Annotated in this window: 22 protein-coding genes; 8 read left to right on the forward strand and 14 right to left on the reverse strand. The window is 29.2% G+C overall.

Annotated features, from left to right (window positions below):
• Nucleotides 1-4: 4 nt before the first annotated feature.
• Nucleotides 5-1117, reverse strand: a complete 1113-nt coding sequence (locus BLT70_RS14255; protein WP_091895749.1) for an efflux RND transporter periplasmic adaptor subunit — start codon at nucleotides 1115-1117, stop codon at nucleotides 5-7.
• A 348-nt stretch (nucleotides 1118-1465) separates the two neighbouring features.
• On the opposite strand from BLT70_RS14255, the gene BLT70_RS14260 reads away from it, so the two are divergent.
• The 6 genes from BLT70_RS14260 (at nucleotide 1466) to BLT70_RS14285 (ending at nucleotide 8459) form a co-directional block, all read left to right on the forward strand.
• Nucleotides 1466-3889 carry a TonB-dependent receptor gene (locus BLT70_RS14260; RefSeq protein WP_091895752.1) on the forward strand — a complete coding sequence of 808 codons (2424 nt, stop codon included), beginning with the start codon at nucleotides 1466-1468 and terminating at the stop codon, nucleotides 3887-3889.
• Nucleotides 3890-3950: 61 nt separating this feature from the next.
• The gene (locus BLT70_RS14265) at nucleotides 3951-5084 is read left to right on the forward strand and encodes a PepSY domain-containing protein (RefSeq protein WP_091895755.1); all 1134 of its coding nucleotides are present in this window, start codon (nucleotides 3951-3953) and stop codon (nucleotides 5082-5084) included.
• 54 nt (nucleotides 5085-5138) lie between these two features.
• Entirely contained in the window at nucleotides 5139-6032 is an 894-nt protein-coding gene (locus tag BLT70_RS14270) for a metallophosphoesterase family protein (protein ID WP_091895757.1), read from the forward strand.
• A 1-nt stretch (nucleotide 6033) separates the two neighbouring features.
• Nucleotides 6034-7224, forward strand: a complete 1191-nt coding sequence (locus tag BLT70_RS14275; protein ID WP_231962739.1) for a peptidogalycan biosysnthesis protein — start codon at nucleotides 6034-6036, stop codon at nucleotides 7222-7224.
• On the forward strand, nucleotides 7211-8077 hold the full coding sequence (locus tag BLT70_RS14280; protein ID WP_091895760.1) for an acyl-CoA thioesterase II: 867 nt from the start codon (nucleotides 7211-7213) through the stop codon (nucleotides 8075-8077). The genes BLT70_RS14275 and BLT70_RS14280 overlap by 14 nt, the downstream gene beginning before the upstream one ends.
• A 37-nt stretch (nucleotides 8078-8114) precedes the next feature.
• The gene (locus BLT70_RS14285) at nucleotides 8115-8459 is read left to right on the forward strand and encodes an SdpI family protein (RefSeq protein WP_091895763.1); all 345 of its coding nucleotides are present in this window, start codon (nucleotides 8115-8117) and stop codon (nucleotides 8457-8459) included.
• A gap of 51 nt (nucleotides 8460-8510) precedes the next feature.
• Here BLT70_RS14285 and BLT70_RS14290 read toward each other — a convergent pair whose 3' ends face one another.
• The 3 genes from BLT70_RS14290 to BLT70_RS14300 are packed head-to-tail and all read right to left on the reverse strand — an operon-like array spanning nucleotide 8511 to nucleotide 14043.
• Nucleotides 8511-10991: a TonB-dependent siderophore receptor gene (locus tag BLT70_RS14290; RefSeq protein ID WP_091895766.1), complete on the reverse strand. Its 2481-nt coding sequence runs from the start codon at nucleotides 10989-10991 to the stop codon at nucleotides 8511-8513.
• A 2-nt stretch (nucleotides 10992-10993) separates the two neighbouring features.
• A complete protein-coding gene (gene recO / locus BLT70_RS14295; RefSeq protein WP_091895769.1) occupies nucleotides 10994-11716 on the reverse strand; it encodes a DNA repair protein RecO in 723 nt (240 codons plus the stop codon).
• Nucleotides 11716-14043, reverse strand: coding sequence for a hypothetical protein (locus tag BLT70_RS14300; protein WP_091895772.1), 2328 nt, complete (start codon nucleotides 14041-14043; stop codon nucleotides 11716-11718). The genes recO and BLT70_RS14300 overlap by 1 nt, the downstream gene beginning before the upstream one ends.
• Before the next feature lie 86 nt (nucleotides 14044-14129).
• On the opposite strand from BLT70_RS14300, the gene BLT70_RS14305 reads away from it, so the two are divergent.
• Complete coding sequence (locus BLT70_RS14305; protein ID WP_091895775.1) at nucleotides 14130-14600, forward strand: CYTH domain-containing protein; 471 nt, start codon at nucleotides 14130-14132, stop codon at nucleotides 14598-14600.
• Nucleotides 14601-14603: 3 nt separating this feature from the next.
• Here the strand turns inward: BLT70_RS14305 and BLT70_RS14310 are convergent, their stop codons facing one another.
• Both BLT70_RS14310 and BLT70_RS14315 read right to left on the reverse strand, forming a co-directional pair.
• A complete protein-coding gene (locus tag BLT70_RS14310; protein WP_091895778.1) occupies nucleotides 14604-15242 on the reverse strand; it encodes a hemolysin III family protein in 639 nt (212 codons plus the stop codon).
• Nucleotides 15214-16005, reverse strand: coding sequence for a 1-acyl-sn-glycerol-3-phosphate acyltransferase (locus BLT70_RS14315; RefSeq protein WP_091895781.1), 792 nt, complete (start codon nucleotides 16003-16005; stop codon nucleotides 15214-15216). The genes BLT70_RS14310 and BLT70_RS14315 overlap by 29 nt, the downstream gene beginning before the upstream one ends.
• Nucleotides 16006-16149: 144 nt before the next feature.
• On the opposite strand from BLT70_RS14315, the gene trpS reads away from it, so the two are divergent.
• Complete coding sequence (gene trpS / locus BLT70_RS14320) at nucleotides 16150-17118, forward strand: tryptophan--tRNA ligase (RefSeq protein WP_091895784.1); 969 nt, start codon at nucleotides 16150-16152, stop codon at nucleotides 17116-17118.
• Nucleotides 17119-17184: 66 nt separating this feature from the next.
• Here the strand turns inward: trpS and BLT70_RS14325 are convergent, their stop codons facing one another.
• The 8 genes from BLT70_RS14325 to BLT70_RS14360 all read right to left on the reverse strand — a co-directional run bounded on the left by BLT70_RS14325 (nucleotide 17185) and on the right by BLT70_RS14360 (nucleotide 25236).
• Nucleotides 17185-17679, reverse strand: a complete 495-nt coding sequence (locus BLT70_RS14325) for a DUF1761 domain-containing protein (RefSeq protein ID WP_091895787.1) — start codon at nucleotides 17677-17679, stop codon at nucleotides 17185-17187.
• A 113-nt stretch (nucleotides 17680-17792) separates the two neighbouring features.
• Complete coding sequence (locus tag BLT70_RS14330) at nucleotides 17793-18776, reverse strand: DUF4837 family protein (protein ID WP_091895790.1); 984 nt, start codon at nucleotides 18774-18776, stop codon at nucleotides 17793-17795.
• 4 nt (nucleotides 18777-18780) lie between these two features.
• Nucleotides 18781-20313, reverse strand: coding sequence for a lytic transglycosylase domain-containing protein (locus BLT70_RS14335; protein ID WP_091895793.1), 1533 nt, complete (start codon nucleotides 20311-20313; stop codon nucleotides 18781-18783).
• Between the two features lie 5 nt (nucleotides 20314-20318).
• Entirely contained in the window at nucleotides 20319-21080 is a 762-nt protein-coding gene (locus BLT70_RS14340; RefSeq protein WP_091895796.1) for an exodeoxyribonuclease III, read from the reverse strand.
• 49 nt (nucleotides 21081-21129) lie between these two features.
• Nucleotides 21130-21357 (reverse strand): hypothetical protein, encoded by a 228-nt coding sequence (locus BLT70_RS14345; RefSeq protein ID WP_091895799.1) that lies wholly within the window; start codon nucleotides 21355-21357, stop codon nucleotides 21130-21132.
• Nucleotide 21358: 1 nt separating this feature from the next.
• Nucleotides 21359-22012 carry a 3-oxoacid CoA-transferase subunit B gene (locus tag BLT70_RS14350; protein ID WP_091897733.1) on the reverse strand — a complete coding sequence of 218 codons (654 nt, stop codon included), beginning with the start codon at nucleotides 22010-22012 and terminating at the stop codon, nucleotides 21359-21361.
• 196 nt (nucleotides 22013-22208) lie between these two features.
• The gene (locus BLT70_RS14355; RefSeq protein WP_091895802.1) at nucleotides 22209-22910 is read right to left on the reverse strand and encodes a CoA transferase subunit A; all 702 of its coding nucleotides are present in this window, start codon (nucleotides 22908-22910) and stop codon (nucleotides 22209-22211) included.
• A gap of 55 nt (nucleotides 22911-22965) precedes the next feature.
• Nucleotides 22966-25236, reverse strand: coding sequence for a penicillin-binding protein 1A (locus BLT70_RS14360; RefSeq protein WP_091895805.1), 2271 nt, complete (start codon nucleotides 25234-25236; stop codon nucleotides 22966-22968).

Genomic DNA, 25236 nt, shown 5'->3' on the forward strand with positions numbered 1-25236 from the left:
CTAATTACTTTTTATTTATGGTTACAATCATTCCGTCAAAGGCACCCGGTAAATTTTGAGATAAGATTTTATCGTTATTTTTTAATCCTTTTACAACAACTGTTTCTGCACCAAAGTATACTGGATTTATTTTTACCAATGTTAAAATACTATCGTTTTTTACGGTGTAAACTGCCGAATTTTCTACTAATAATTTTCTAGGAATTTCAATAGCATCAGTTTCAGAATTTGCTACTAAATCTGCTTCTAAAAACATACCTTCTTTTAAATCTTTATGAGAAACATCTACATAAGCTTTTATAGTTTGTGTAACTTGGTCTACTTTACCATTTACACGCACTACTTTTCCTGTATATTTTTTTGTTTTTTCTAAATTAGACAAAGCAACAGAATTACCAACTTTTAATAAGTCTGCAAATTCAGAATTTACAGAAACTTCCATTTCATAAACTTTAGGATCTATAAATTCTCCTAATTTCTGACCAACTCTTACTAAAGTTCCTGGGCTTACTAAAGCTTCTGTTAAAATTCCCGTAAAAGGAGCTCTTATTTGATGTTTAGACAAACGAACTTCTAAATTTTTAACATTATAATATGCTGTTACAATACCTCTACCGTTTATAAAATACTTTTCTTTATCCGAAGAAAAATTGGGTAATTTAGGTGTAGACTTATTCATATCAAACTCATTTACATAGTTTTCCCATTTTTTAAAGTCTGACGGATAATCTAAACGTAAATCTGGTAAAATAGCAGTTATTAAATTATTTAAATTGCTTTTTTGAGATTGTAAACTAGCGTAAAACTCATCACTATTAATACTTAATAACGTTTCGCCACGGTTATAATTTGTACCTGCTTTAAATAGTTTAATAGATGTTTTTAATACACCAGAAACTTCAGAATAAATTTCAATTTTATTTTTTGCAGTTAAATTTCCGCTTGCAGTTAAAATAATAGGAATTTCTTTATTTATAACATTTTCTACAAAAACAGTTTTTATTTGTCTTTTAAATGTAGGCTTTGGCTTTTGATTTTTATCAACAAGATATTTTCCTAAAAAAATAGCGCCTATAATTGTTAAAATTCCTAGACTAGCAAGAATAATTTTTCTCATAAATTGGTTTCGTTTAAATTTCTTTAAAAAAGAAGTTTTAATGATTTTTGCAAATATAGTTTTATGACATAGAGAATGTTGGATAGTTATAAGACAAGATTGTTAAAGAAATGTTATAATTCCTTATTTTTAGCCAAGTCTTATGAATGGAGCACTTTTTTTAACATTTGCATTTTTTCTATCATATACTCTTTTCTCTTTTTTTGAAAATTACATTGGCAATATTCCCTCAAAACACAAGCTTTAAAAATATTATTTAGATTTATTATAAATAACTTGCATACATCATTATTGTAAAATATATTTGCCAAAAAAAAAGTTATTTATATTTAATCTAAATAAAAACAAATGAAATATCAATTACTAACCACACTATTACTTTTAACCACTTTTATAACATTTAGTCAGAATTCAACAATTACAGGAATCATTAAAGACAACTCTAAAAACGCCTTGTCTGAAGTTACAATATCAGCAAAAGGAACAACCAAAGGAACACAAACAAATGAAAAAGGAGAATTTAAATTAGAAAATATTGAAAACGGAAACTATACTCTATCAATTTCTTACTTAGGCTATAAAACAAAAGAAATTAAAATTTCAATCTTAAAAAAAGAAACTAAAAACTTAGGAACAATTATACTCTTTGAAGGAAATGAAATTCTAAGCGAAGTAATTATCGAAGGTAAAAGAACGAATAAATTCTCGCGAAAAAAAACAGCTTATGTTGCTAAACTTCCACTTAAAGATATAGAAAATACTCAAGTTTACAGCACAATTACAAGCGAATTAATAGAATCTCAATTAGTTACAAATTTTGATGATGCCTTAAAAAATACTGCTGGTGTAGAACAACTTTGGACTTCTACAGGACGTGGTGGCGATGGCGCTGGATATTATTCTTTACGTGGTTTTTCTGTTCAACCACAATTAGTAAATGGTTTGCCCGGCTTAACAAACGGAACAATAAATCCTGCTAATATTGAAAGAATTGAAGTCTTAAAAGGGCCTTCTGCAACTTTATTTGGTAACACAGTAAGTTCTTACGGAGGATTGATAAATGTGGTTACTAAAAAGCCTTTTGTTGGCACTGGAGGACAAATTTCTTTCACTTCTGGTTCTTTTGGATTGAATCAAATAATTGGAGATTTTAACACCGCTTTAAGTGAAGAAGATAATATCTATTTTAGATTAAACACAGCTTATACTTCTCAACAAAGTTGGCAAGATGCTGGTTTTATGAAATCTTTTTTTGTGGCTCCTTCAATTTCTTATAAAGTAAATAATAAATTATCATTTTCTTTTTATGCAGAAATTACACAAGCAGAACAAACAAATCCTACATTTTTGTTCTTAAATAGGGCTGCTCCACAAAAAAATACAAATTTAGAAGATTTAGGATACAACAATTCATTATCCTTTACAAGTAACGATTTAACTCTAGAAAATCCGAATCAGAATTATAGAGTAGAAATGGATTATAAATTATCAGAAAACTGGAAATCACAAACTTTATTATCTAAAAGCACAACTTCTACAAAAGGATATTACTCTTATGTTTATGATTTTGGGACCTTTGCTACAGATACTTTTTCAAGATACATCAACAAGCAAAATGCAAACACACAAACTACTGATATTCAACAAAATTTTATTGGCGATTTTAAAATAGCTTCTTTAAGAAACAGAATGGTTATTGGTTTAGATTATTTTTCTGCAACGCAAACAGATAATGGAACTGGTTATGCTTTTTATGGAAACGTAAATCCTGATGGAACTACAAATGGAGATCATCCTTTTACGGCTGCTGTAGAAACAACTGCTTATCCTTTATCAACTTCTGGTGTAGATGCAGCCTTAGCTTCACAAGGCGTTAACAATTCAAAATCTCGAAACGAAATTTATAGTTTATATGCTTCGGATGTTATCGATTTAACAAATAATTTTTCGGCAATGGTTGGTTTAAGATTAGATAGATTTGTAAACGAAGGCGATGTTACAACGGATGATGATAATTATAATCAAACTACATTATCTCCAAAAGTTGGATTGTTGTTTCAGCCGATAAAAGAAAAACTATCTCTTTTTACAAATTATCAAAATGGTTTTACAAATGTAGCGCCACAATTAGTTGGAGATCCTAGTGCTGGAGCGCAAACTTTAAAAACATTTACACCAGAAAAAGCAAATCAATTTGAATTCGGAATTAAAACAAATCTTTTTAAAAACAAATTAAACGCAACTATTAGTTACTATAATATTAAGGTAATTGACAGAGTTATAACAGATCCTTCTTCGCCTTTTAACAAAATACAAGGTGGTGAAGTAGAAAGTAAAGGTTTTGAAATTGAATTAAATGCAAATCCTGTTGATGGCCTAAATATTAGAGCTGGTTTTAGCAATAATGATAGCGAAACTACAAAATCTGATAACACAGAAATTTTAAATAAAAGACCTTTAGAAGCGGGTCCTGAAACTTTATATAATCTTTGGGCAAATTATGAATTTCAAGAAGGAAATTTAGAAGGTTTTGGAATTGGTTTTGGCTTCAACGGCGCAAGTGAACGATTTGCTATCAACTATGTTTCAACGGGCGATTTTATGTTGCCAAGTTATACAATTGCAAACTCAACCATTTTTTATCAAGCAGAAAAATACAGACTTAGTTTAAAAGTTAACAATCTATTTGATAAAGAATATTACAAAGGTTGGACAACGATAAACCCACAACCTCCAAGAGCAGTTTTAGCAAACTTTACATATACATTTTAAAAAAATCAACAATTAAGAGCATCATTTATTTGATGCTCTTTTGTGGTTATAATTACACTCTATGAAAACAAAAAAAATAATCTTTCAGCTTCATAAAATACTAGGTTTAACAACAGGTATTGTCGTTTTTATTGTGGCAATTACAGGTTGTTGTTGGACTTTTAGAGAAGAAATTGAAAGTTTATACGATGATTATAAAACTGTTGCACAACAAGAAGGGACAATAATTACCGTTACAAAAGCTAAAAAAATTGCGCAAAAAATTTTCCCTGAAAACACTGTTCATGGCACTGTTTTTAAAAAGCAAAATGATGCTGTAGAAGTTATTTTTTATGATGCAGAACCAGAATTTTATCAAAGTGTATTCTTAAATCCATATTCTGGAGAAATCATACAAATTGATAATCATTTAACTGGTTTTTTTGCTTTTATTTTAAAAGGACACATGCGTGTTTGGTTGCCAAAAAAAATTGGTGAGAATGTAGTTGGAGCATCTATCTTAATTTTTATTTTAATTATTATTTCTGGTTTTATCTTATGGATTCCTAAAAAACGTAAAAACCTAAAACAACGCATAAAATTCGATTGGAAAAAAACTACAAAATGGAAACGCAAAAATTTTGATTTGCATACTGTAACTGGTTTTTACATTTGCTCACTAGCTTTTATAATTGCATTTACAGGTTCTTTTATGTCTTATGACTGGCTTAAATATGTGGTTTATAAATCTACTGGAGGACAACGAACAGTAGTTTTTAAAGTACCCGAAAATAGAGATTCAATTGCAATAGCAAGCACAACAAAACCAATAGATTTATTAATTCCTAGGTTACAAAAGGAGAGTCCAAATGCAGATGGTTTTGAGCTTCATTATCCAAAAACAAAAGAAGAAAGTATTTACGTAGAAGTATCTAAAAGTAAAGGTTTATTTTATGATTCTGATTTTCGCTTTTTTGATCAAAACTCTTTAAAAGAAATAGAAACAGAAGCTATTTATGGTAAATATGAAAATGCTACAATTCCTGATAAAATATTAAGAATGAATTATGACATTCATATTGGTGCAATTGGCGGAATTACAGGAAAAATTATTGCTTTTTTTGTTAGTTTACTAACAGCTACTTTACCAGTAACTGGCGTTTTATTGTGGTTTGGAAGAAAATATAAGAAGAATAAAACACCAACTATAAAGTAAAATTTATAGTACCACTTTTTTTTAGCATCTTTATATCTTCAAAAAAATATAAAGATGTCTTCTAATTTCAGAATTTCTCGTGCTTTTAAAAATGCCAAAAGAATTTGTTTTAATACTGATTCTAAGTTTGTATTTTTTAGCGATTCTCACAGAGGAAACAATGGTTTTGCAGACGATTTTGCGCACAACCGAAACATGTTTAAACATGCTTTAGAACATTACTATAACAACGATTTTACCTATATAGAATTAGGTGATGGAGATGAATTATGGGAAAACAGAAACTTTACAAATATTTTTAAGGCCAATAAACATATTTATATGTGGCTTAAAAAGTTTCATGAAAATGACAGATTACACTTCATTTGGGGAAATCATGACATGAAATATAAATATCCCAAAACAATTCGTAAGAACTTACACTATTATTACGACTCAATATCAGACACCAAAAAAGAATTATTAGTTGGCGCATCATTTTCTGAAGCAATTATTTTAGAGGATGAAAATTCTGGAAAGAAGATTTTTTTATTACATGGTCATCAAGCAGATTGGTTTAATTATGTTTTTTGGAAATTTAGCAGTTTCTTAGTAAAAGTACTTTGGAAACCCTTACAAATTCTAGGTTTTTCAGATCCAACAAGTCCCGCTCAAAACTTTAAAGAACGCATAAAAGTAGAATATAAATTAGAAAAATGGATTCAAGAAAATAATAATCAAATGATGATTACAGGACACACACACAGACCTCGTTTTCCTGCTAAAAACGAAATTCCTTTTTTTAATGATGGAAGCTGTGTGCATCCAAGATCAATTACAGGAATAGAAATTGAAAACAATGAAATCTGTTTGATAAAATGGCATATTATTACTCTAGAAAACGGAACTTTGCAAATAAAAAGAACCGTTTTAGAAGGTCCAGAAAACTTAAAACATTATATGAATTAATTTGATTTGCTGCACAAACACAAATACCGCGTTATTTTTCTCTTCAATTGATGAAATTCCTTCCCAAATTTGGGAGACTTTAGGTTGTACAAAAAACATTTATTTTCATCCTGATTTTTTAAAATCCTTAGAAAAAAACCATCCAGAAATCAGCTTTTCTTATATTGTTTTGGTTGATAACGAAAATCAACCTACTGCTTTTGCTAGTTTAAAACTAATTGATTTCCATATAAATTCTATTAAAAATGATTTCGAATTTTTAAAAGATATTGGTAGAAAACTACATGTATTTCCAGATAAAAAACCCTTAAAATTATTAATTTGTGGAAACACATTTGTGAGTGGAGAACACGGTGTTTTTATAAAGGAAAATCAAGATAAAAAAGCCATTGTTAAAGAACTTGCAGAAAGTATGAATCATTTTGTAAATTCTGATAAAAAACTAAAAAAACAAATTGATGCTTTTCTTGTAAAAGATTTTGCAAAAGAATCGTTATTTATTACGGATGCTTTAAAGGATTTTAGTTATCACCCATTTTCTGTAGAACCAAACATGAAGCTTCAAATCCATGAAAATTGGCAAAATTTTGATGATTATTTGGCTTCAATGAAAACAAAGTTTAGAGTAAAAGCAAAAAAAGCTTTTAAACAAAGTTCATCAATTATAATTAAAGAAATCACTTTAGAAAATCTTGATGAAATTTTACCAAAAATGACAGCTTTGTATACAAAAGTTGCTTTAAATGCTGGTTTTAATTTAGGTGTTTTTAATTTAGAAACTTATAGAAATCTAAAAGAAAATTTTGGTGATAATTACATTTTAAAATCTTACTGTTTAGATGACAAAGTTGTAGGTTTTATTTCGGGCATTATCAATAAAAACTCTTTAGACGCTCACTTTGTTGGTATCGATTATCAACTAAATAGAGAACACGCCATTTACCAAAGAATGCTGTACGATTATATAGAAATTGCCATCAGTAAAAAGCTGAAAATTATTAATTTTGGTAGAACTGCTAGCGAAATAAAAAGTTCGGTTGGCGCAGTTCCGCAAGATTTAACCATGTATCTTCGTCACAAGAAAACTATTAAAAACAAAATTTTAAAGTTATTTTTGCAAAGAGTTCAACCAACTCCATTTCAACAAAAATTTCCATTTAAAAATTTAGAAATTTCTCATGAAAAACACTAAAGAATTAATTGCCCTTTTAGACTTAGACGATTTAGGAAACCATAATTTTAGCGGTAAAAGTGTAACTATTGGAAGTCCGCATGTTTTTGGCGGTCAAGTATTAGCACAAGCTATAAATGCTGCTTATAAAACAATACCAGAAAATCGTTTTCTACATTCTTTACATTCCTACTTTTTAGAAGCAGGCGATTTAACGATTCCTATAAATTACAATGTGCAAGAAGTAAGAAATGGTGGCAGTTTTTCTACGAGAAGAGTTACTGCAAGTCAAAATGAAAAAACTATTTTTATTTTAGCAGCTTCATTTCACAGAAAAGAAGATGGTTTTGAGCATCAAACAACATTTGATCCAAACATAAAACAGCCAGAAAAACTGTTAAGTTGGGATGATATGTTAGCACAATTTGGTGATTTTTTACCAAAACCTATGAAATACTTTTTAAGCATAGAAAGACCTATAGAATTTAAACCTGTTAGAATTCCGAATCCTTTACAACCAGAAAATTTACCGCCAAATGAGCAAGTTTGGTTTCGTTTAAAAGGCGAAAAACAAGCAATGGATTTTAGAACAAAACAAGAAATCCTAACCTATATTTCTGATTATAATATTCTAAATCCAGCATTTAATCCAAATGCAAGCGAATATAATTTTGGCAATACACAAACGGCAAGTTTAGATCATTCTATGTGGTTTTTTAGAGATTTCGATTTTGATGATTGGATGTTGTATGTTGTAGAATCTCCAAATGCTTTTGGTGCAAGAGGTTTATCCAAAGGAAATATTTTTACAAGAGATGGTAAATTAGTTGCTTCGGTTGCTCAAGAAGGATTGTTAAGGCCGATTAAAAAGTAAGCAGTAGCAGTAGTAAAATTAAAAAATTTAGAAAAAAATGAATCCAATTACATATGTTTTAACCACAAATGGTTTATTGTTTTTATTGAGTGTTATTTTTTGGAAATTTCCGCCAAAAAAAATCAATAACATTTATGGTTATAGAACTTTTAAGGCAATGCAAAATGATGATATTTGGAAATTTGCTAACAGCACATTTAACAAAAATTTCCTTATCTATGCAGGTATTTCATTTTTAGCGGCCTTAATTTTAGCAACTATTTCTGTGCAAGAATTAACTTGGCAACCAATGGTTTTAGTTATGTTATCGCTTTTAGTAAGTATTATAAAAACAGAAAGATCTTTATCTGATAATTTTACCGAAGAAGGAAAAAGAAAGTAAGATCCTTATCATAACTTGAAAATATCAATTATTTTAAATTATCTATTTTATTTAAAAATTAGCAACAAAAGAAACCGATAAATTTCTTCCTGGAGAAGAAACACCAGAAGCAAATTCTATATAATGTTCATCAAATAAATTACTTAATCTTGCTTGTACAGAAAAATTTTCACTTACAGCATAGCGGCTATTTACACCAAAAGTAACCCAACTTGGCGTACCAAAATAAATATCAACATCATCCGTAGCATTTGCATCAACAATTGGTGTTAAATCATGATTATCAATTCCTTCTGTAAAATTAAAATCAGAAATATCTTTTTTACTATTAAATCTTAAAGCTGCTCCAACTTCTATTTTTTCTTTTTTATAATTGATTTCAAACTGCCCAAATAAAGGCGGAATTGATGACATTGGTTCTTCTGTATCATAAGTTCTTCCTTTTGTGTACGTAATAAAACCTGATGTATTAAAAGTATTAGAAAGTTTACCTAAATAACTAATTGTATATCCTGTTATAAACGCATTTCCTCTATTTTGATTTGCAACTGCGTTGCCATATTCTCCATCAAATAAAACTTGATCACTTCCATTGATTGTAAAACTGTCTCTAATAATATAATTATCTAATAACGTATAAAATACATTTGCTCCTAAACGAAATTTCCTATTATTAAAATATTTCTGAATTCCGATTTCGGCATTATACGCAAATTCTGGTTTTACATCAATATTTGGTACTGTTACATCTCCACTTTTTTCACGAACTCTACCAACATCATCAATATTTGGCGAGCGAAATCCAGAAGATAAAACACTGTTTAATTGCCAATTTTTAGAAGGTTTATAAACGTAACCTAAAGTTGCTGTAACTGCCGAGTTGTTTGAGCTAATTTCTATTTCTGGAAGCTGTATAAAGGTTTGATCTATCCAAATTGCATGTAAGTTTGTATTTGTAAATCTAATTCCTGAATTTAAAGTTGATTTAGGATTAATATCTTGCCTGTAATCTACATATAATGCAGAACTTAAATAATCGCTTCCACCATCTGGATAACGAGATTGCACCTTAAAATCATCAGAAAAACCATTTATTTCTCCGTTTAAAATGTTTAAAGTTTTACCATATGAGTTGGATGAAACTTCATTATAAGCAACCTCAAAACCATAGGATAAAGTTCTTGTTTTATCTTCTGTTAAAGGCACAGAAAAATCTCCATTCACACTAAAAACATCTACATTTTCTTCTCTATAAGAACGATCTAAACTACCAAATTTTCGTTGAATTCTGCTTTCTTGTAAATTCTGATAAGCAGCGGTAATTGAACCACTTTCTAACCAATTTTCAGAAGGTTTAATATCTAATCTAGAAGATATTAACAACCTTTTTTGTGGGCCATAATACCATTCTGCAAATTTTAAAGAAGAGACATCGTTTAAATCTGTTAACTCCGTTAAACGATCAAATCTTTGGATATCTGATGAAGTAGAATATTGTAAATTAATTTTTAAATCTGTGTTTTTAGATAACGGAACAAAGAATTTTTGCAACACATCTGTTTGATTATAATTTGTATTTCTTAATGTATTTGGATTAGCGTTTTTAGTTGGATTTTCATTATAATTTCCGTTTACATTTTCTGAATAGTAAAACACTTTTCCCCAATCAGAAAAACCATGATTTCTGTTTTTACCAGCTGTTAACTCGCCAAAATCTGAATACGAAATACTTGTAAAAGATGCCCAATTTTTAAAACTTAATTCTGAAGAAACATTGGTTGTAATTTCTTGATTTACGGTAGAATACCTAGAAAATAATTGACTAGAAACTTTATTTTCTTCGGATAATTTAGGCGTTTTTGTATAATAATGAATCACGCCACCTAAAGCATCAGAACCATAAATTACAGAAGAAGGTCCAAAAACAACTTCCGTTTTATCTAATAAATTTGGCGCAATGGTAATTGAACTTTGCAAATGCCCTTTTCTATAAATAGCATTATTCATTCTAACACCATCAACTACTAACAAAACTCTGTTAGATTCCATTCCGCGAATTACCGGACTTCCTCCTCCAAATTGTGATTTTTGAACTTTAATTCCTGGAATTTCAGCTAATAAATCCGCAGAAGTTTGTGCAGAAATTTTTTGAATATCTTTTGATGAAAGCACAGCAATTTGTTCTGCAATTCTTTTCGATTTTTCTTCTTTCTTAAAAACAGAAATTACAATCTCATCTAATTGCTCAGAATGTTTGGTTAAATAAACTATAAAATTTTGTTGCTTTAAAATTGATTTTTTTAAGCTAAAATTTGCATAAGATAAATGAGAAAAAAGAATTACATCATCCTTTTTAAAAGAGGAAACATCAGCTAAACCTAAATAATTTGTGGTTAAACTAATAGTTTTATCCTTATTAAAAATAGTAACATTATTTATTTTCTTACCTGTTTTTTTGTCTAAAACTTTTATTTCTTGTGCAAAAGTTGTACTACTAAAAAAAACTATAAATACTAAAAAAATATACTTCATTATCAACTAAAAACGGTTTCTAAGACTTGTAAAGATTTTGGGGTTCTAAAATTACCCAAATGTAATTTAAAATATTGTATAATTACTTGCAAAACTAATTGCCTTTCAACTTTGCTGTAAGTAACATTTTCTAGTGTATCAAAAATTATGCCTAATAGCTTTTTAAATTGATTAAAATCATTCTTCGAAATCACATTTTTTTCATAAATATTATCAGAAAAAACACCATCTAACAAATCAAATCCTTTTTTATTTATTTCTGATGTATCAGGATAAAAGCCCAAAAAACCAGTTAAATTTAATAAAAATAACAAATGAAAATTGGCAACTTTATCATGCATATCTAACCATATAAAAGCGGTTTCTAAATATTTATAAAGTGCAGAATTTTGTTCTTCTTCTTGAATTGAGCTAGATAAAACTTCTGATAAAAAAAGTACAACAGATTGTTTTACAATATCTGTATGAAATGTTTTATAAGGATGAATTACTTGTACTTCTTTTATAGAATTTAAAGTGTTCTTATTGTTGTGATTTGCAACAATTCTTAATTGTGTTAATGGTTGAAAATACGCTGCTTTTAATCCAGATTTTTTGGGTTTTAAAATACCTCTTACTAAATAACTTTTAACACCTTCTTCTTGCGTGTAGCATTTTACGATTAAGCTTGTATCACCAAATTTTAGTGCACTTAAAACAATTGCTTTTGTAGTTACAATTGCCATTAATTTACAATTGCAATTTTAGTTGTAGACGTTTCTGAGCCATCATCGTTAACTAAAAGCACAATATAAATACCAGAGGCTACTTTTTTACCTGCTAAGTTTTTTTTATTCCAAACTACTTTACCTCCTTGCAATTCTTGCCCTTCTACCACATTGGTTTCATAAACTAAATTACCAGCAACATCTAGTATTTTTACGTTGGTTCCGTTTGGTAAATGTGTTCCGTTTCTACCATCAATAGTAATAGTTTCGTGATTTTTTAAAGCAGGATTTGGATATGCATACACATCTCCTAAAACCTCACCAAAAGTTGCTACTTTACTATTATAAGCAACAATGCCTTTTTCTGTAGCAAAATATACTTTTCCGTTAGAAGTATCTGTTCTAATTTTTAAAATTTGATTCGATGGTAAAGGTGAATTTACTTTACTAAAATTTGCTAAAGTAGTTTGCCCAGACGGATTAGTATATAAAACACCTCCACTATCTGTACCAAACCATTTATTATCTGCACCATCAACATTTATAGAATTAATTCTTTGATCTCCTAATAAACGTTCTCCAACTCCGTTTTCTTCTATAACAATTGGTTCTGCATTTAGCACATCAGCATCAAAAACTCCGGAAGCATTTCTGTACACAACCATTCCTGATCTTGTACCTAACCAAACTCTATTACTTTTATCTACAGCTACAGTTAACACATCCGTATCTGGTAAATTACCAAGATTTTCCGTTGCAATTAACGCCTTTTTTCTACTGCCATTTTCGTTAAAAACAAAAACTCCACTTCTTCTTGAACCAAACCAAATGCTGTTAGAGTTATCTACAACCATTTCACTTAAACCAAAAGCAGTACTTGTTTTTACAGATGACATATCATAACTAGACCATTGCCCAGAAGGCGAAAGTTTTTTTAACTCGTTTGTAACACCAATATTAGTAACCCACAAATTACCTTGGCTATCAAAAGCAGTACCACTTATTCTAATAGTAACAGAACCTGGATCGCTTAATCGTATATCTTCTAAAGGACTATTTAAATGGTTATAGAATGTTTCAATTTCATCATTTTCTACTACTAATAATCCTCCGGTTGAAACACTATTTATAGCGCCAGTATCTCCAAAAGAACTTATATAAACTTTATTCTCTGCATTAGGGTCTATAGTGATGTAATTTAAATCCATAAGAGGAAAATCTGGATTGAATTTTGTGTTTATCCAATTTTCTCCATTAAAATGACTAAATCCTTGTTTGTTTTGTATTGGCGTATAAGTAACATCATAACCACCATAAACAACCCAAAGATTATCATCTTTTACTGCTATTGAAAAAACATCATTAGACAAAGGTCCTTCTGGATGAATTTCTTGAAACGAATTTATTTGACTTATACTCGTTTTTAAAACTCCGAATTCTTTAGTTGCTAAATAGATGTTATTATTCTCAAAAAAAGCATTTAATAATGTAAAATCGAAATCTACATTTGAGATAAATTCTGCAATTTGATTTTCTGTTACATCAAGCACAATTGCTTTTTTATTTAGTGCAATTGTTAAATTAGTACTCGACGATTTTAAACCAATTATGGTTTCGGAAAAATCTCTAATTTGAGTTAGAACACCATTGTTAAGCCAGAATAACCTAGAGCCTTCTGTAACATAAATTTTAGTATTAAAAACAGATATATTACTAAAATTACGACCATTAAATTGTTGGTCCCAATTCTTAAAATCAATTAAAAGATTACTAGAAACAGTTGCAATAAAAATTCCATCTTCTGTAACTGCATAAATTTTTCCATCAGAAATAATAGTTTTATTTATTAATAATGATGTTGAACTGTTGCCTATAAAAAAAGTATCACCAAATTCTAATTTTTCAATATCATATTCTACAATTGCAAATGGTGTTGATAAATATAATGTATTTCCAAATTCAGAAATATGATTGATGCTTTTTTCTCCCGTTTGATTAAAATTTATAATATCTGATGAAATTGTAACACTGTCATCTTCATCAATTACTTCAATTAATCCGTTTTGATAACCAATAACCAACCTATTAAAAGTTGCATTATAATGAATTGAAGACGTAGTTTCGCCTGATAAACCCTGAATTGATGAAAGTTTTTTAGTCTCTAAAGTCGTTTCATTAAAAGTAAAAATGGCGTTATCAACCAAAGCGTAAATAATATTATCAACTTTTACAAAATCTTTTACGTTGTTGTAAGAATAGAAATCTTCCCAAGAATCGCTGTAATCTACTTGAGCAGAAACAGATATCGAGCTTAAAAAAAGGAAAAGAAAAATTAACTTTTTCATGTTTGTGTTTATAAATTCAAAGATATTTAATTATTGTAGAATAACGATAAAAACAGGTATATTAGTACAAAAATGAATCCCTTTTTATGAGTTTAGAAATTGAAAGAAAATTTTTAGTAGAAAATGAAGATTTTAAAAAAGAATGTTATCAGAAAAAATTGGTAAAACAAGGATATTTAAATTCTGATAAAAATAGAACTGTTAGAATTAGAATTGCTGATGATAAAGGTTTTATAACCATCAAAGGAAAATCTAACGAAACAGGAACAACACGTTTTGAGTGGGAAAAAGAAATTGATATTCTTGAAGCAGAACAATTACTTTTATTATGTGAACCTTCAATAATTGATAAAACACGATTTTATGTAAAAAGCGACAATCATATGTATGAAGTTGATGAATTTTACGGCGATAACAAAGGATTAATTGTTGCTGAAATTGAATTAACTTCAGAAAACGAAGAATTTAAAAAACCTTCTTGGTTAGGCAAAGAAGTAACAGGAAACATAAAATATTACAATTCTAGTTTAAGCAAAAATCCTTTTAAAAACTGGTAATTTTTAAAGATTATAGATCGCTATAAAATGACTAATACTACCGAGTAAAACAAAAACGTGAAAAATAAAGTGATTATAAGGTATTTTTTTAATGGAATACAAAATAGCACCTATTGAGTAAAAAACACCTCCACCAATTAAAAATTGTAAACCTTCTGGCGTTAAACTTTGCATTAATGGTTTTATAAAAAAAACTACTTGCCAACCCATTAATAAATACATTGCTGTAGAAATTTTATCGAATCTACCTGTAAAAAAGAGTTTTAAAATAACGCCTGTTAAAGCAAAAAGCCACACAAATAAAAACATATACCAGCCTAAATTAGAATCTAAACCAACTAAACAAAACGGAGAATAACTACCAGCAATTAGCACATAAATTGCAGAATGATCAAAAATATTTAGTTTTCTTCTTTTCTTCGGATTTTTAGCTGCATGATAAAAAGTAGACGCAGCATATAAAATAATTAAACTTAAACCGTAAATAATAAAACTTACGGGTTTCCAAAAACCAGTAAATTCAATAGATTTAAATATTATAAAAGGAAAAGCAATAACACTTAAAACTAAGCCAAAACCATGAGAAATTACATTTAACTTCTCTTCGGTATTACTATAACGGTGATTTAAACTCTCGCTCATTATTTGGTCTATTTGTATCGTTCATAAATTTTTTATCACTCAATAAATCGTCTTCAATAATTTTAAAAACTTTTTGTTTCAAGTTCTCCATATCTTCCATTTTTAAACCCTTAGTTTCTATAAATCTATGTTGATGGATTCTAAAAACTCCAGGACTTCCTTTAAAAAAATCCCAAGAAAACAAGCGTTTACAATCGTAATAAACTTGCGGTACAATTGGTGTTTCAAACTCAATAGCCAAACTAAAAGCACCATTTTTAAAAGGAGCCAAAACAACATCTTCAGTTGGCACTAATCCTTCAGGAAAAATTGCCATACTTGTGCCGTCATGCAATCTTTTCTTAGCCATTTTATACACTCTTTTTCTACTTTCAGGATTATTTCTATCAACAACAATAACTACTTTTTTGTAGAAATAACCAAAAACTGGTATTTTACCCAACTCATGTTTTCCAACAAAAACTATTGGGTTTTTACTCAAAGCAATTAACACAAAAGCATCCATTAATGATGCATGATTTGGGCAAAACATATAACTCTTGTCACTTTCTGTTATCTGATCATTTTGTACCTTTAAACGAAATCCCATTCCGTAAATTAAAATTTTAGATAAAATTCTGGCAACTTTCCAAAAATTATGATATTGTTCTTCTTTAAAAGTGAATATCAACAAAAAAGGAGACAAAATTAAAATGGTTACAATCATTAAAATGTAAAACCAAATTCGCCAAATTAATAGAAAAGGAATTTTTATAAACTTCACAGATAGAATTAAATAGTAATTAAAATAATGAGCAAAAGTAGTAATATTCTTTTGTTTATTGATTTTCTTAAACAAAACCTTATTTTTGCCCTTGCAGAGAACAATTAGAATCTCTCAATCAAAAAAAAAGATAAAAATAACGTAATGTCTAGAATTTTAACCGGAGTCCAAAGTACAGGAACACCACATTTAGGAAATTTATTAGGAGCTATTTTACCAGCAATAAAAATGGCAAATAGTCCAGGAAATGAATCTTTTATATTTATTGCAGATATGCATTCTTTAACACAAATTAAAGACGGAGATTTATTAAGAGAAAACACCTACAGTGTTGCTGCTACTTGGCTTGCATGCGGTTTAGACATTAGTAAAACAATATTTTACAGACAAAGTGATATACCACAAACAACAGAATTAACATGGTATTTAAGCTGTTTTTTTCCGTATCAAAGATTAACTTTAGCACATGGTTTTAAAGATAAAGCAGACAGATTAGGAGATGTAAATGCAGGTTTATTTACTTATCCAATGTTAATGGCCGCAGATATTTTATTGTATGATGCAGAAATTGTGCCTGTTGGTAAAGACCAATTACAACATTTAGAAATGACGCGTGATGTTGCTAATAGATTTAACAATATTGTTGGTGAAACATTGGTTCCGCCACAAGCAGAAATTCAAAAAGGCACAAAATTAGTTCCTGGAACTGATGGTGAAAAAATGAGTAAATCTAGAAATAATATTATCAATATTTTCTTATCAGACAAAAAGTTAAGAAAACAAGTAATGTCTATTAAAACAGATAGTAAAGGTTTAGAAGAACCTAAAAACCCTGATACAGATAATGTATTTGGACTTTATAAATTATTGGCTTCGGATGAGCAAATTGCCGAAATGAGAGCAAATTATGAAGGTGGAAATTATGGTTATGGCCATGCTAAACAAGCTTTATATGAGTTGATTCTTGAACAGTTTTCTACAATAAGAGAACGTTATAATCATTTTATGGAAAACAAAAATGAAATTGATGAAGCCTTAGAAATTGGAGCAGAAAAAGCAACAATAGTTGCTAATGGAGTTTTAAAAAGGGTTCGAGCAAAAATTGGTTACTAAACTTATTTTTAATTTTGTAAAAACCACGCAAAATGCGTGGTTTTATTTTTTAAAAAAGGAATTATTCTATGCCCACTCACATAAAATACCACCCATAATTGCTAAAGTTATTATCCAGTAACCTGCATTAATAGCAACATATTTTACAGTTTTTCTTTCAAACATTGCAATAATTGATAAAATTGGTAAAACAAAAAGAACCCCAGACATTGTACCATGTAAAGCTCCGTGTTTAAAAGTTCTGTAATTAGTACCATACTTAGCCATAAAATCTTCAAAATAAGCTAGAGTTTCACCTTGTAATTCTGTTGAACCAGATTCTAAAAGTGTAGAAAAAACTCCTCCTTGATGAATTACTATAAACTGTAAAAAGAAAGCAACTAAAAAACTAAACACATAGCTTAGTATAAATGTCAGCGCCATATTTTTGTCTGCTAAAGATTCTTTAGTGAATCCCATTTCTTTCATCCAAGTATTTCCAAATAAAGGACCATACCAGATAAAACCAGTTACTAAAGGAACTAAAGCCGCTAAAAAAAAGATGTAAAAATTAATTTCCATGATAAAAGTTTTTAAGTTGAATACCAAATATAGGAAATAACTTTCTGAAAATTAATCGCATAAAAAAAGTCGAAAGTTATTACTTCCGACTTTATTATATTTTATAAACTTTATTATTGAATTTTCATTGATTTTGCAATTGCTTCTAACTCAAAAAGAAAAGCTCTTTTGTTTACTGATGGCGCGTATGTAAATCCTTCAAAAACAATTAATCTGTTATTTTTCTTATCAATAACTGAATAATTTAAAAAAGGCCCCGCCATAAAATCATTTTTTACTTCCCATTTTCCACGAGTTTCATAGGCTTTTTTTCCATCAATCGTTGCATCAAAAGTAAAAGGCGTATACGCTTCTTCTGTAATCATGTGTTGTGTTTCTGCATCTGTACCAGGTATATATTTTTCTCCTATACTATCTCTAACCGCCACAATATTATCTGCAACTTTACTTTCATCACCCAAAGGAATTGAATATACCAAAATATTATTGCTTCCTGTTTTTGCAATTCCGCTTGTTAAATGGTTTCTTAACCAAAGAAATTCTCCTGTATCATCTACAGTATTAAATTTCTTAGGAATCGTTAAAGAAATGCCTAAATTTTGAAGTGTTTTATAATTCGAATTATCTTGTTTGTCTTTTTCAAAGATACCTTGTGTAAACTTTATATCTGCTTCTAAAAAGATACTTCTAATTTGTTTTTTGTGCTTTTGTAAAAGTTTTATAATACCTTCATCATCTTTTGCTTGCACATACACAATAGTTTGTGGTTGTGCATAAATATTATTCTTTACAGTAAAACCTTCATTAGTACTTTCTGTAATAATTAAAATATTTCTACTTGCTTTCATCATAGAACTAAATCCATTAGGAGCAACTTGAGAAACATCTAAAATAGGTTCTGGTTGTGGCAAACCCACCATTAATTCTCCGAAAGAATTACGCACTTCTTTACCAACATCTCCTGTCCAATCGCTAACTTTAGCAACCACCATTACTTTGTTAATTTTACCTATAGATTCTTTTAAAATAACTTTATCATGACCAACACAAGATGACAATAGAAAAGTAATTAATAGAATTGAAAGAATTTTTTTCATGAGTTTAGCTTTTATATATTTTTAGTTTAGTTCCGGTTTTTAAACTTTTAGCACTCCAAATATTGTTCCACTTTTTAATTTCTTCTATAGAAACATTTTTAAATTTTTTAGAGATCGTCCAAAGAGAATCTCCTTTTTGAACTGTATAAACTTCATAATCTCCTTTTGCTATAGAAGTAGAGACTTTTTTAATTGTGGATGATGTTCGATTTACACTCAATTTTCCAGAAAAAACAGTAAGTCTTTGTCCTATTTTTAAATGACTGGTTTTTAACGAATTCCAACGTTTAATATCACTAACTCTCACGCCAAATTTCTGTGCAATTTTCCCTAAAAAATCACCATTTTTTACTTTATAACGAATACTATTATCCATTTCAAAATATTTAGGCAATGGCTTTTCTCTTGAAGCTTCATCTGCTTCTGCTAATGCATAAATTTCTTTTTCTTTTTCTAAGAATTCGATAATTTTATCCTTTGGCAACCTTATTGCGTAATTATGATCTTTAATAAAAGGAACAATATCTAATTTATAAACTGGGTTTAAAAAAGAAATAACATCTTCTTCTACCTTTAATATTTCTGTAATATGATCAAAACCAATGGTTCTTTTTACACGAATTGTATCTGTTTCAAAATTAAAAAACTGAGGGAGTTCTGAGTAAATATTGTGTTCTTCTGCATATTCAAAAATATACATAGTAGCATAAAATGCTGGCACATAACTTGCTGTTTCTCTCGGCAAATAAGGTCTTATATTCCAATAATTTTTATTACCTCCAGAGCGTTTTATCGCTTTTGATACATTTCCTGGACCAGAATTATAAGCTGCTAAAGCCAAATCCCAATCGCCAAAAATTCTGTATAACTGACTTAAATATTTACACGCAGCAATTGTTGATTTTACAGGATCTTGACGTTCATCAACATAAGAACTTACTTTTAAATCGAACTGTTTTCCTGTACCATACATAAATTGCCATAAACCTGTTGCACCTGCTCTAGATTTTATTTGTGGCAATAATGCAGATTCTACAATTGCTAAAAACTTCATTTCTAAAGGAATATCGTATTCATCTAAATATTGCTCAAACATAGGAAAGTAATATTTAGCTCTTGCAAACAACTGAGGAAAATATTTTTTTCTAGATGATAAATAACTATTAATTACCTTTTCTAAGGTAGTATTGTACGCTAAATTAAAAGGTGTTTTTTCATTTAAAAGCGATAAACGCAATTTTAATAAATCTGTAGTTAAAACTGTAGAAGTATTACCTGTAATATCAATATCATTTAAAACAAACTCTAAACTATCAATTAATGACGAATTAAATTTTTCATCAACCAACAAACTATCTATTATTATTAAATCTTGGTTAGAAAACGTATCTTTTTCAATGATATTAGCAACTTTAATTGTTCTTTTCACATTATCGTCTGGCCATAAAGTATCTCTAATTGGCTCTAAAACAACACCCTTTGGTTTTTGAGAAAATACAGAAAGACTAAAAAGTAACAGGAATAAAAATTTGTTCATATAAGTTATATATCTAATTCTAATGCTATTGGACAATGGTCTGAATGTTTTGCTTCGGATAAAATATAGGCTCTGCTAATTTTTTCCTTTAAAGGATTAGATACCATCGCATAATCTAAACGCCAACCTTTATTATTTGCTCTAGAATTTGCTCTGTAACTCCACCAAGAATATTCTTGCGCATCTGGATTTACAAAACGAAAACTATCAACAAATCCGCTATTAATAAAATTGCCAAGCCAAGTTCTTTCTTCTGGTAAAAACCCAGAAACTCCTTTCATTTTTGGATTATGAATATCTATTTCTTCATGACAAATATTATAATCTCCACAGATTACTAAATTCGGAATTTCTTGTGTTAAATTATTAATATATTCATGAAATTCATCCATATAAGTAAACTTAAAATCTAATCTTTCCGAGTTTGTTCCCGAAGGTAAATACAAACTCATTATAGAAACTTCATCAAAATCTACACGTAAATTTCTACCTTCAAAATCCATAGACTCAATTCCTGTTCCATATTCTATATGATTTGGTTTTTCTTTACAAAAAACTGCCACAGAAGAATAGCCTTTTTTTTGTGCAGAAAACCAATAATGATAAGGATAACCAGCGTTTTCAAATTCAGAAAGATCTAGTTGCTCTTTATGTGCTTTGGTTTCTTGAATACAAATTACATCTGGATTTGCAGCTTGTAACCAATCTAAAAAGCCTTTTTTTAATGCAGCTCTAATTCCGTTTACGTTGTATGATATTATTTTCATTTATACTCTTTTAATTTCCCAAAAATGGAAGATATTCTTGTTTTAATTATTAATCTAAACTAATTGGTTTCTTTAAAAAAAGCCAAGTAATTTGTTTTGTTTTACCTGTTTCTGTAAGAATTAATTTCTTTCTTGGAGATACAATAAAAGCGAGAACACTACAAACTCCTATTTTTAAGATAAAGTTATCTGTAATATAAACCAAATCAAAAATCGACATAAAAACAATAATTAATATTGGATAAATTAACCAATATGTTTTTTTAAATAATTTCATATTAAATATTCATTTCAAGAATTTCCCCACTTACAACTAATGTTCCTTCTGTAGCATTTTTAATTTCTTGTATAGAAACTCCTGGAGCTCTTTCTAATAAATGAAATGCATTGTTTTTAACTTCTAATACTGCTAAATTTGTAACTACTTTTGTTACACAACCAACACCTGTTAAAGGCAAAGAACAGCGTTTTAAAATTTTAGATTCACCTGCTTTATTAGTGTGCATCATTGCTACAATAATATTTTCTGCGGAAGCAACTAAATCCATAGCTCCTCCCATACCTTTTACCATTTTACCTGGAATTTTCCAATTGGCAATATCGCCATTTTCTGAAACTTCCATAGCACCCAGAATTGTTAAATCTACATGTTTACCACGAATCATAGCAAAACTCATAGATGAATCAAAAAAACTTGCTCCAGGCATTGTTGTTATCGTTTGTTTCCCTGCATTTATAATATCTGCATCTTCTTCGCCATCAAAAGGAAAAGGTCCCATTCCTAAAACTCCATTTTCGCTTTGAAACTCAACTTCTATATCTTCTCTTACATAATTGGCAACCAAAGTAGGGATTCCGATTCCTAAATTTACGTAAAACCCGTTTTGAACTTCTTGTGCAATTCTTTTTGCAATGCCATTCTTATCTAACATAATTTTAATTTGAAAATTTGTTAATTTGATAATACCAATATTATAAAAATTAATATTTAATTTCAAAAATGTATCAATTCTAATTTCGAGATTTAATACTTTTTCCTGAATTTAATAATTGACGAGAAATCACATATTTTCTCTCTACTTGTAAAGCTTCACAATAGTTAATTGCCTGTAATGCAACTTCAATTAATTAATTGTGTTTACGTACAGTTCGTTGTTCAATTCTTTTTTCGTAATTTTTTCCTTCAAAAATACGTTGCACAAAAATTCCAGGAATATGAATATTATTAGGATTTAACTCCCCAACCTCAACCATTTCTTCTACTTCTGCAACTGTAATTGTTGCTGCGCCACACATATTTGGATTAAAATTTCTTGAGGTTCCTTTAAAAACTAAGTTTCCTGCAGCATCTCCTTTCCAAGCTTTTACAAATGCAAAATCTGCTTTAAAAGCAGGTTCTAATACATACATTTTTCCATCAAACTCTCTCGTTTCTTTTCCTTCTGCAACTTCTGTTCCATAACCTGCAGGCGTATAAAATGCAGGAAATCCTGCTTGAGCAGCTCTACATTTTTCTGCTAAAGTTCCTTGAGGCGTTAACTCTACCTCTAATTCTCCTGACAACATTTGACGCTCAAACTCTTCATTTTCGCCAACATAAGAAGAAATCATTTTTTTAATTTGCTTATTTTGAAGCAATAAACCCAAACCAAAATCATCTACACCTGCATTATTAGAAATACAGGTAACTTCTCTAACATCTAATTTTACAAGCTCAGAAATTGCATTTTCAGGAATTCCACATAAACCAAACCCGCCTAACATAAAAGTCATTCCGTTTTCTACGCCTACTAAAGCTTCTTGAACATTATTTACTTTTTTGTTTATCATTTTTATTGTTTTATGACTGATTTTGGCACAATGTAAAATACAAACTTAGAATACATTAAAAATCTATATCTCCGCCAGTATTTGTGTTTATTTCTTCATCAGATTTATCTATACAATCTATATTAATGGTTAAATCTTCTGGTTTTTCAAAATCTTCTTTACTAATATTTAAAGTTTTATCTTCATAACATTTTTTCATAAATAATGCCCAAGTAGGTAATGCCATTGTTGCTCCTTGACCTTTAGAAATACCTGCAAAATGTGTTGCTCTATCTTCTCCACCAGCCCAAACACCAGTTGCTAAATTTGGCACAATTCCCATAAACCAACCATCTGATTGATTTTGAGTTGTACCAGTTTTACCAGCTATAGGATTTGTAAATAAATATGGAAAACCTGTAGCAGCTTTTCCTGCGGAAGAATATGTTGATCGCAACCTAATTCCTGATCCAGATTCTGTTACCCCTTTTAATAAATCTAAAATAACATACGCAGATTCTTCACTTAAAACTTCTTGTGTTTGTGGTGTAAAATCTTTTAAAACAGTTCCGTTTTTATCTTCAATTCTTGTAATAATCATAGGTCTAACTCGTAAACCTTTATTGGCAAATGTACTGTAAGCACTTACCATTTCGTATAATGATAACTCTACAGCTCCTAATGCTAAGGATGGATTTGCTGGAATATCTGTTTCAATTCCTGCTGCTTTTGCTAAACGCACCACATTTTCTGGGGTAACTTTATCCATCAAATTTGCAGAAATCACATTTACAGAACCTGCTAATGCATCTTTTAAAGTAATCATTCCTCCATATTTACCATCAGAATTTTCAGGCATCCAATCTTTAGGAATTCCATATTTCCCTTTAGGAATTGTATATGGTGTATTTGGTAACTCATCACAAGGAGACATTCTTAATTGATTAATTGCTGTTGCATACACAAATGGTTTAAATGTAGAACCTACTTGTCTTTTTTGCTGCGCTACTGCATCATATTTAAAATGTTTATTATCTATACCACCAACCCAAGCTTTAATATGCCCAGTTTGTGGTTCTATTGATAATAATCCAGATCGTAAAAAGTATTTATAATATTTAATAGAATCCATAGGAGACATAATTGTGTCTTTGTCTCCTTTCCAAGTAAAGACGCTCATCTCTGTTTTTGTCTTAAAAATTTTATCTATTTCTTTAGCTGATTTTCCAACAGCTTTAAGACGACGATATCTTTCTGAACTCCTTTTTGCTCTTTCATAACTTCTAGCTATTTCACCAGCATCTAAATCGTAAAAAGGTGCTGTTTTATTTCTTTTTTGTTCGTTAAAAAAGTATTCTTGTAAATTAGCCATGTGTTCACTAACAGCTTCTTCTGCATATTTTTGCATTCTAGAATCTATCGTTACATAAATTTTTAATCCATCGCTAAAAATATTATATTGTTCTCCATTTGGCTTCGGATTTTCTCTTACCCAAGTACGCATCATTTTTTGTAAATGTGCTCTAAAATAAGTTGCATAACCATCACTATGACTTTCTGGAGTATAATTTACATTTAACGGTAATTGTTGCAAATTAATTTTTTCTGACTCCGTAATAAATTCATTTTTAGCCATTTGCAGCAAAACAACGTTTCTTCTTTGTTTTACTAGCGCTTCTCTTCTTAATGGATTATAATACGATGAGTTTTTTAGCATACCAATTAACATTGCAGATTCTTCTACTACTAAATCTTTTGGTTCTTTACCAAAATAGATTCTTGCTGCAGAACGAATACCAACTGCTTGATTTAAAAAGTCGTACTTATTTAAATACATTGCAATAATTTCATGCTTTGTATATTGGGTTTCTAGTTTTATTGCCACAACCCATTCTTTTACTTTTTCGAGTACTCTTTTAAACTTATTTCTAGATTTTTCGCCCGTAAATAACATTCTTGCAAGTTGTTGTGTTATTGTACTTGCACCACCACTTCCAGGTTTTAAAACTGCTCTTGTAGTTCCTCTAAAGTCAATACCAGAATGTTCATAAAAACGTTCATCTTCGGTTGCTATTAGTGCATTTACCAAATTATCTGGCAACTCGTTAAACTTTACCGGAGTTCTATTTTCTTTTGCATATTTACCAATCGTAACGCCATCCGAAGAAATTACTTCTGTTGCCAAATTTGATTCTGGATTTTCTAAATCTTTAAAAGTTGGTAATTCTCCTAAATAACCCCAAGACGCAAACAAAAAAGTAAATATTATAATTGTAAATCCACCTAAGACAATACCCCAAAACCATATAAGGTATTTTTTAAAATTTGTTGTTTTTTTCGTTGCCAT

This window comes from Polaribacter sp. KT25b, assembly GCF_900105145.1.
Lineage (GTDB): Bacteria > Bacteroidota > Bacteroidia > Flavobacteriales > Flavobacteriaceae > Polaribacter.

Bases quoted from the DNA above. Each gene is read 5' to 3' on its own strand.
- BLT70_RS14255 (WP_091895749.1), bottom strand. From the start codon at position 1,117: ATGAGAAAAATTATTCTTGCTAGTCTAGGAATTTTAACAATTATAGGC.
- BLT70_RS14260 (WP_091895752.1), top strand. From the start codon at position 1,466: ATGAAATATCAATTACTAACCACACTATTACTTTTAACCACTTTTATA.
- BLT70_RS14265 (WP_091895755.1), top strand. From the start codon at position 3,951: ATGAAAACAAAAAAAATAATCTTTCAGCTTCATAAAATACTAGGTTTA.
- BLT70_RS14270 (WP_091895757.1), top strand. From the start codon at position 5,139: ATGTCTTCTAATTTCAGAATTTCTCGTGCTTTTAAAAATGCCAAAAGA.
- BLT70_RS14280 (WP_091895760.1), top strand. From the start codon at position 7,211: ATGAAAAACACTAAAGAATTAATTGCCCTTTTAGACTTAGACGATTTA.
- BLT70_RS14285 (WP_091895763.1), top strand. From the start codon at position 8,115: ATGAATCCAATTACATATGTTTTAACCACAAATGGTTTATTGTTTTTA.
- BLT70_RS14290 (WP_091895766.1), bottom strand. From the start codon at position 10,991: ATGAAGTATATTTTTTTAGTATTTATAGTTTTTTTTAGTAGTACAACT.
- recO (WP_091895769.1), bottom strand. From the start codon at position 11,716: ATGGCAATTGTAACTACAAAAGCAATTGTTTTAAGTGCACTAAAATTT.
- BLT70_RS14300 (WP_091895772.1), bottom strand. From the start codon at position 14,043: ATGAAAAAGTTAATTTTTCTTTTCCTTTTTTTAAGCTCGATATCTGTT.
- BLT70_RS14305 (WP_091895775.1), top strand. From the start codon at position 14,130: ATGAGTTTAGAAATTGAAAGAAAATTTTTAGTAGAAAATGAAGATTTT.
- BLT70_RS14310 (WP_091895778.1), bottom strand. From the start codon at position 15,242: ATGAGCGAGAGTTTAAATCACCGTTATAGTAATACCGAAGAGAAGTTA.
- trpS (WP_091895784.1), top strand. From the start codon at position 16,150: ATGTCTAGAATTTTAACCGGAGTCCAAAGTACAGGAACACCACATTTA.
- BLT70_RS14325 (WP_091895787.1), bottom strand. From the start codon at position 17,679: ATGGAAATTAATTTTTACATCTTTTTTTTAGCGGCTTTAGTTCCTTTA.
- BLT70_RS14330 (WP_091895790.1), bottom strand. From the start codon at position 18,776: ATGAAAAAAATTCTTTCAATTCTATTAATTACTTTTCTATTGTCATCT.
- BLT70_RS14335 (WP_091895793.1), bottom strand. From the start codon at position 20,313: ATGAACAAATTTTTATTCCTGTTACTTTTTAGTCTTTCTGTATTTTCT.
- BLT70_RS14340 (WP_091895796.1), bottom strand. From the start codon at position 21,080: ATGAAAATAATATCATACAACGTAAACGGAATTAGAGCTGCATTAAAA.
- BLT70_RS14345 (WP_091895799.1), bottom strand. From the start codon at position 21,357: ATGAAATTATTTAAAAAAACATATTGGTTAATTTATCCAATATTAATT.
- BLT70_RS14350 (WP_091897733.1), bottom strand. From the start codon at position 22,012: ATGTTAGATAAGAATGGCATTGCAAAAAGAATTGCACAAGAAGTTCAA.
- BLT70_RS14355 (WP_091895802.1), bottom strand. From the start codon at position 22,910: ATGATAAACAAAAAAGTAAATAATGTTCAAGAAGCTTTAGTAGGCGTA.
- BLT70_RS14360 (WP_091895805.1), bottom strand. From the start codon at position 25,236: ATGGCAACGAAAAAAACAACAAATTTTAAAAAATACCTTATATGGTTT.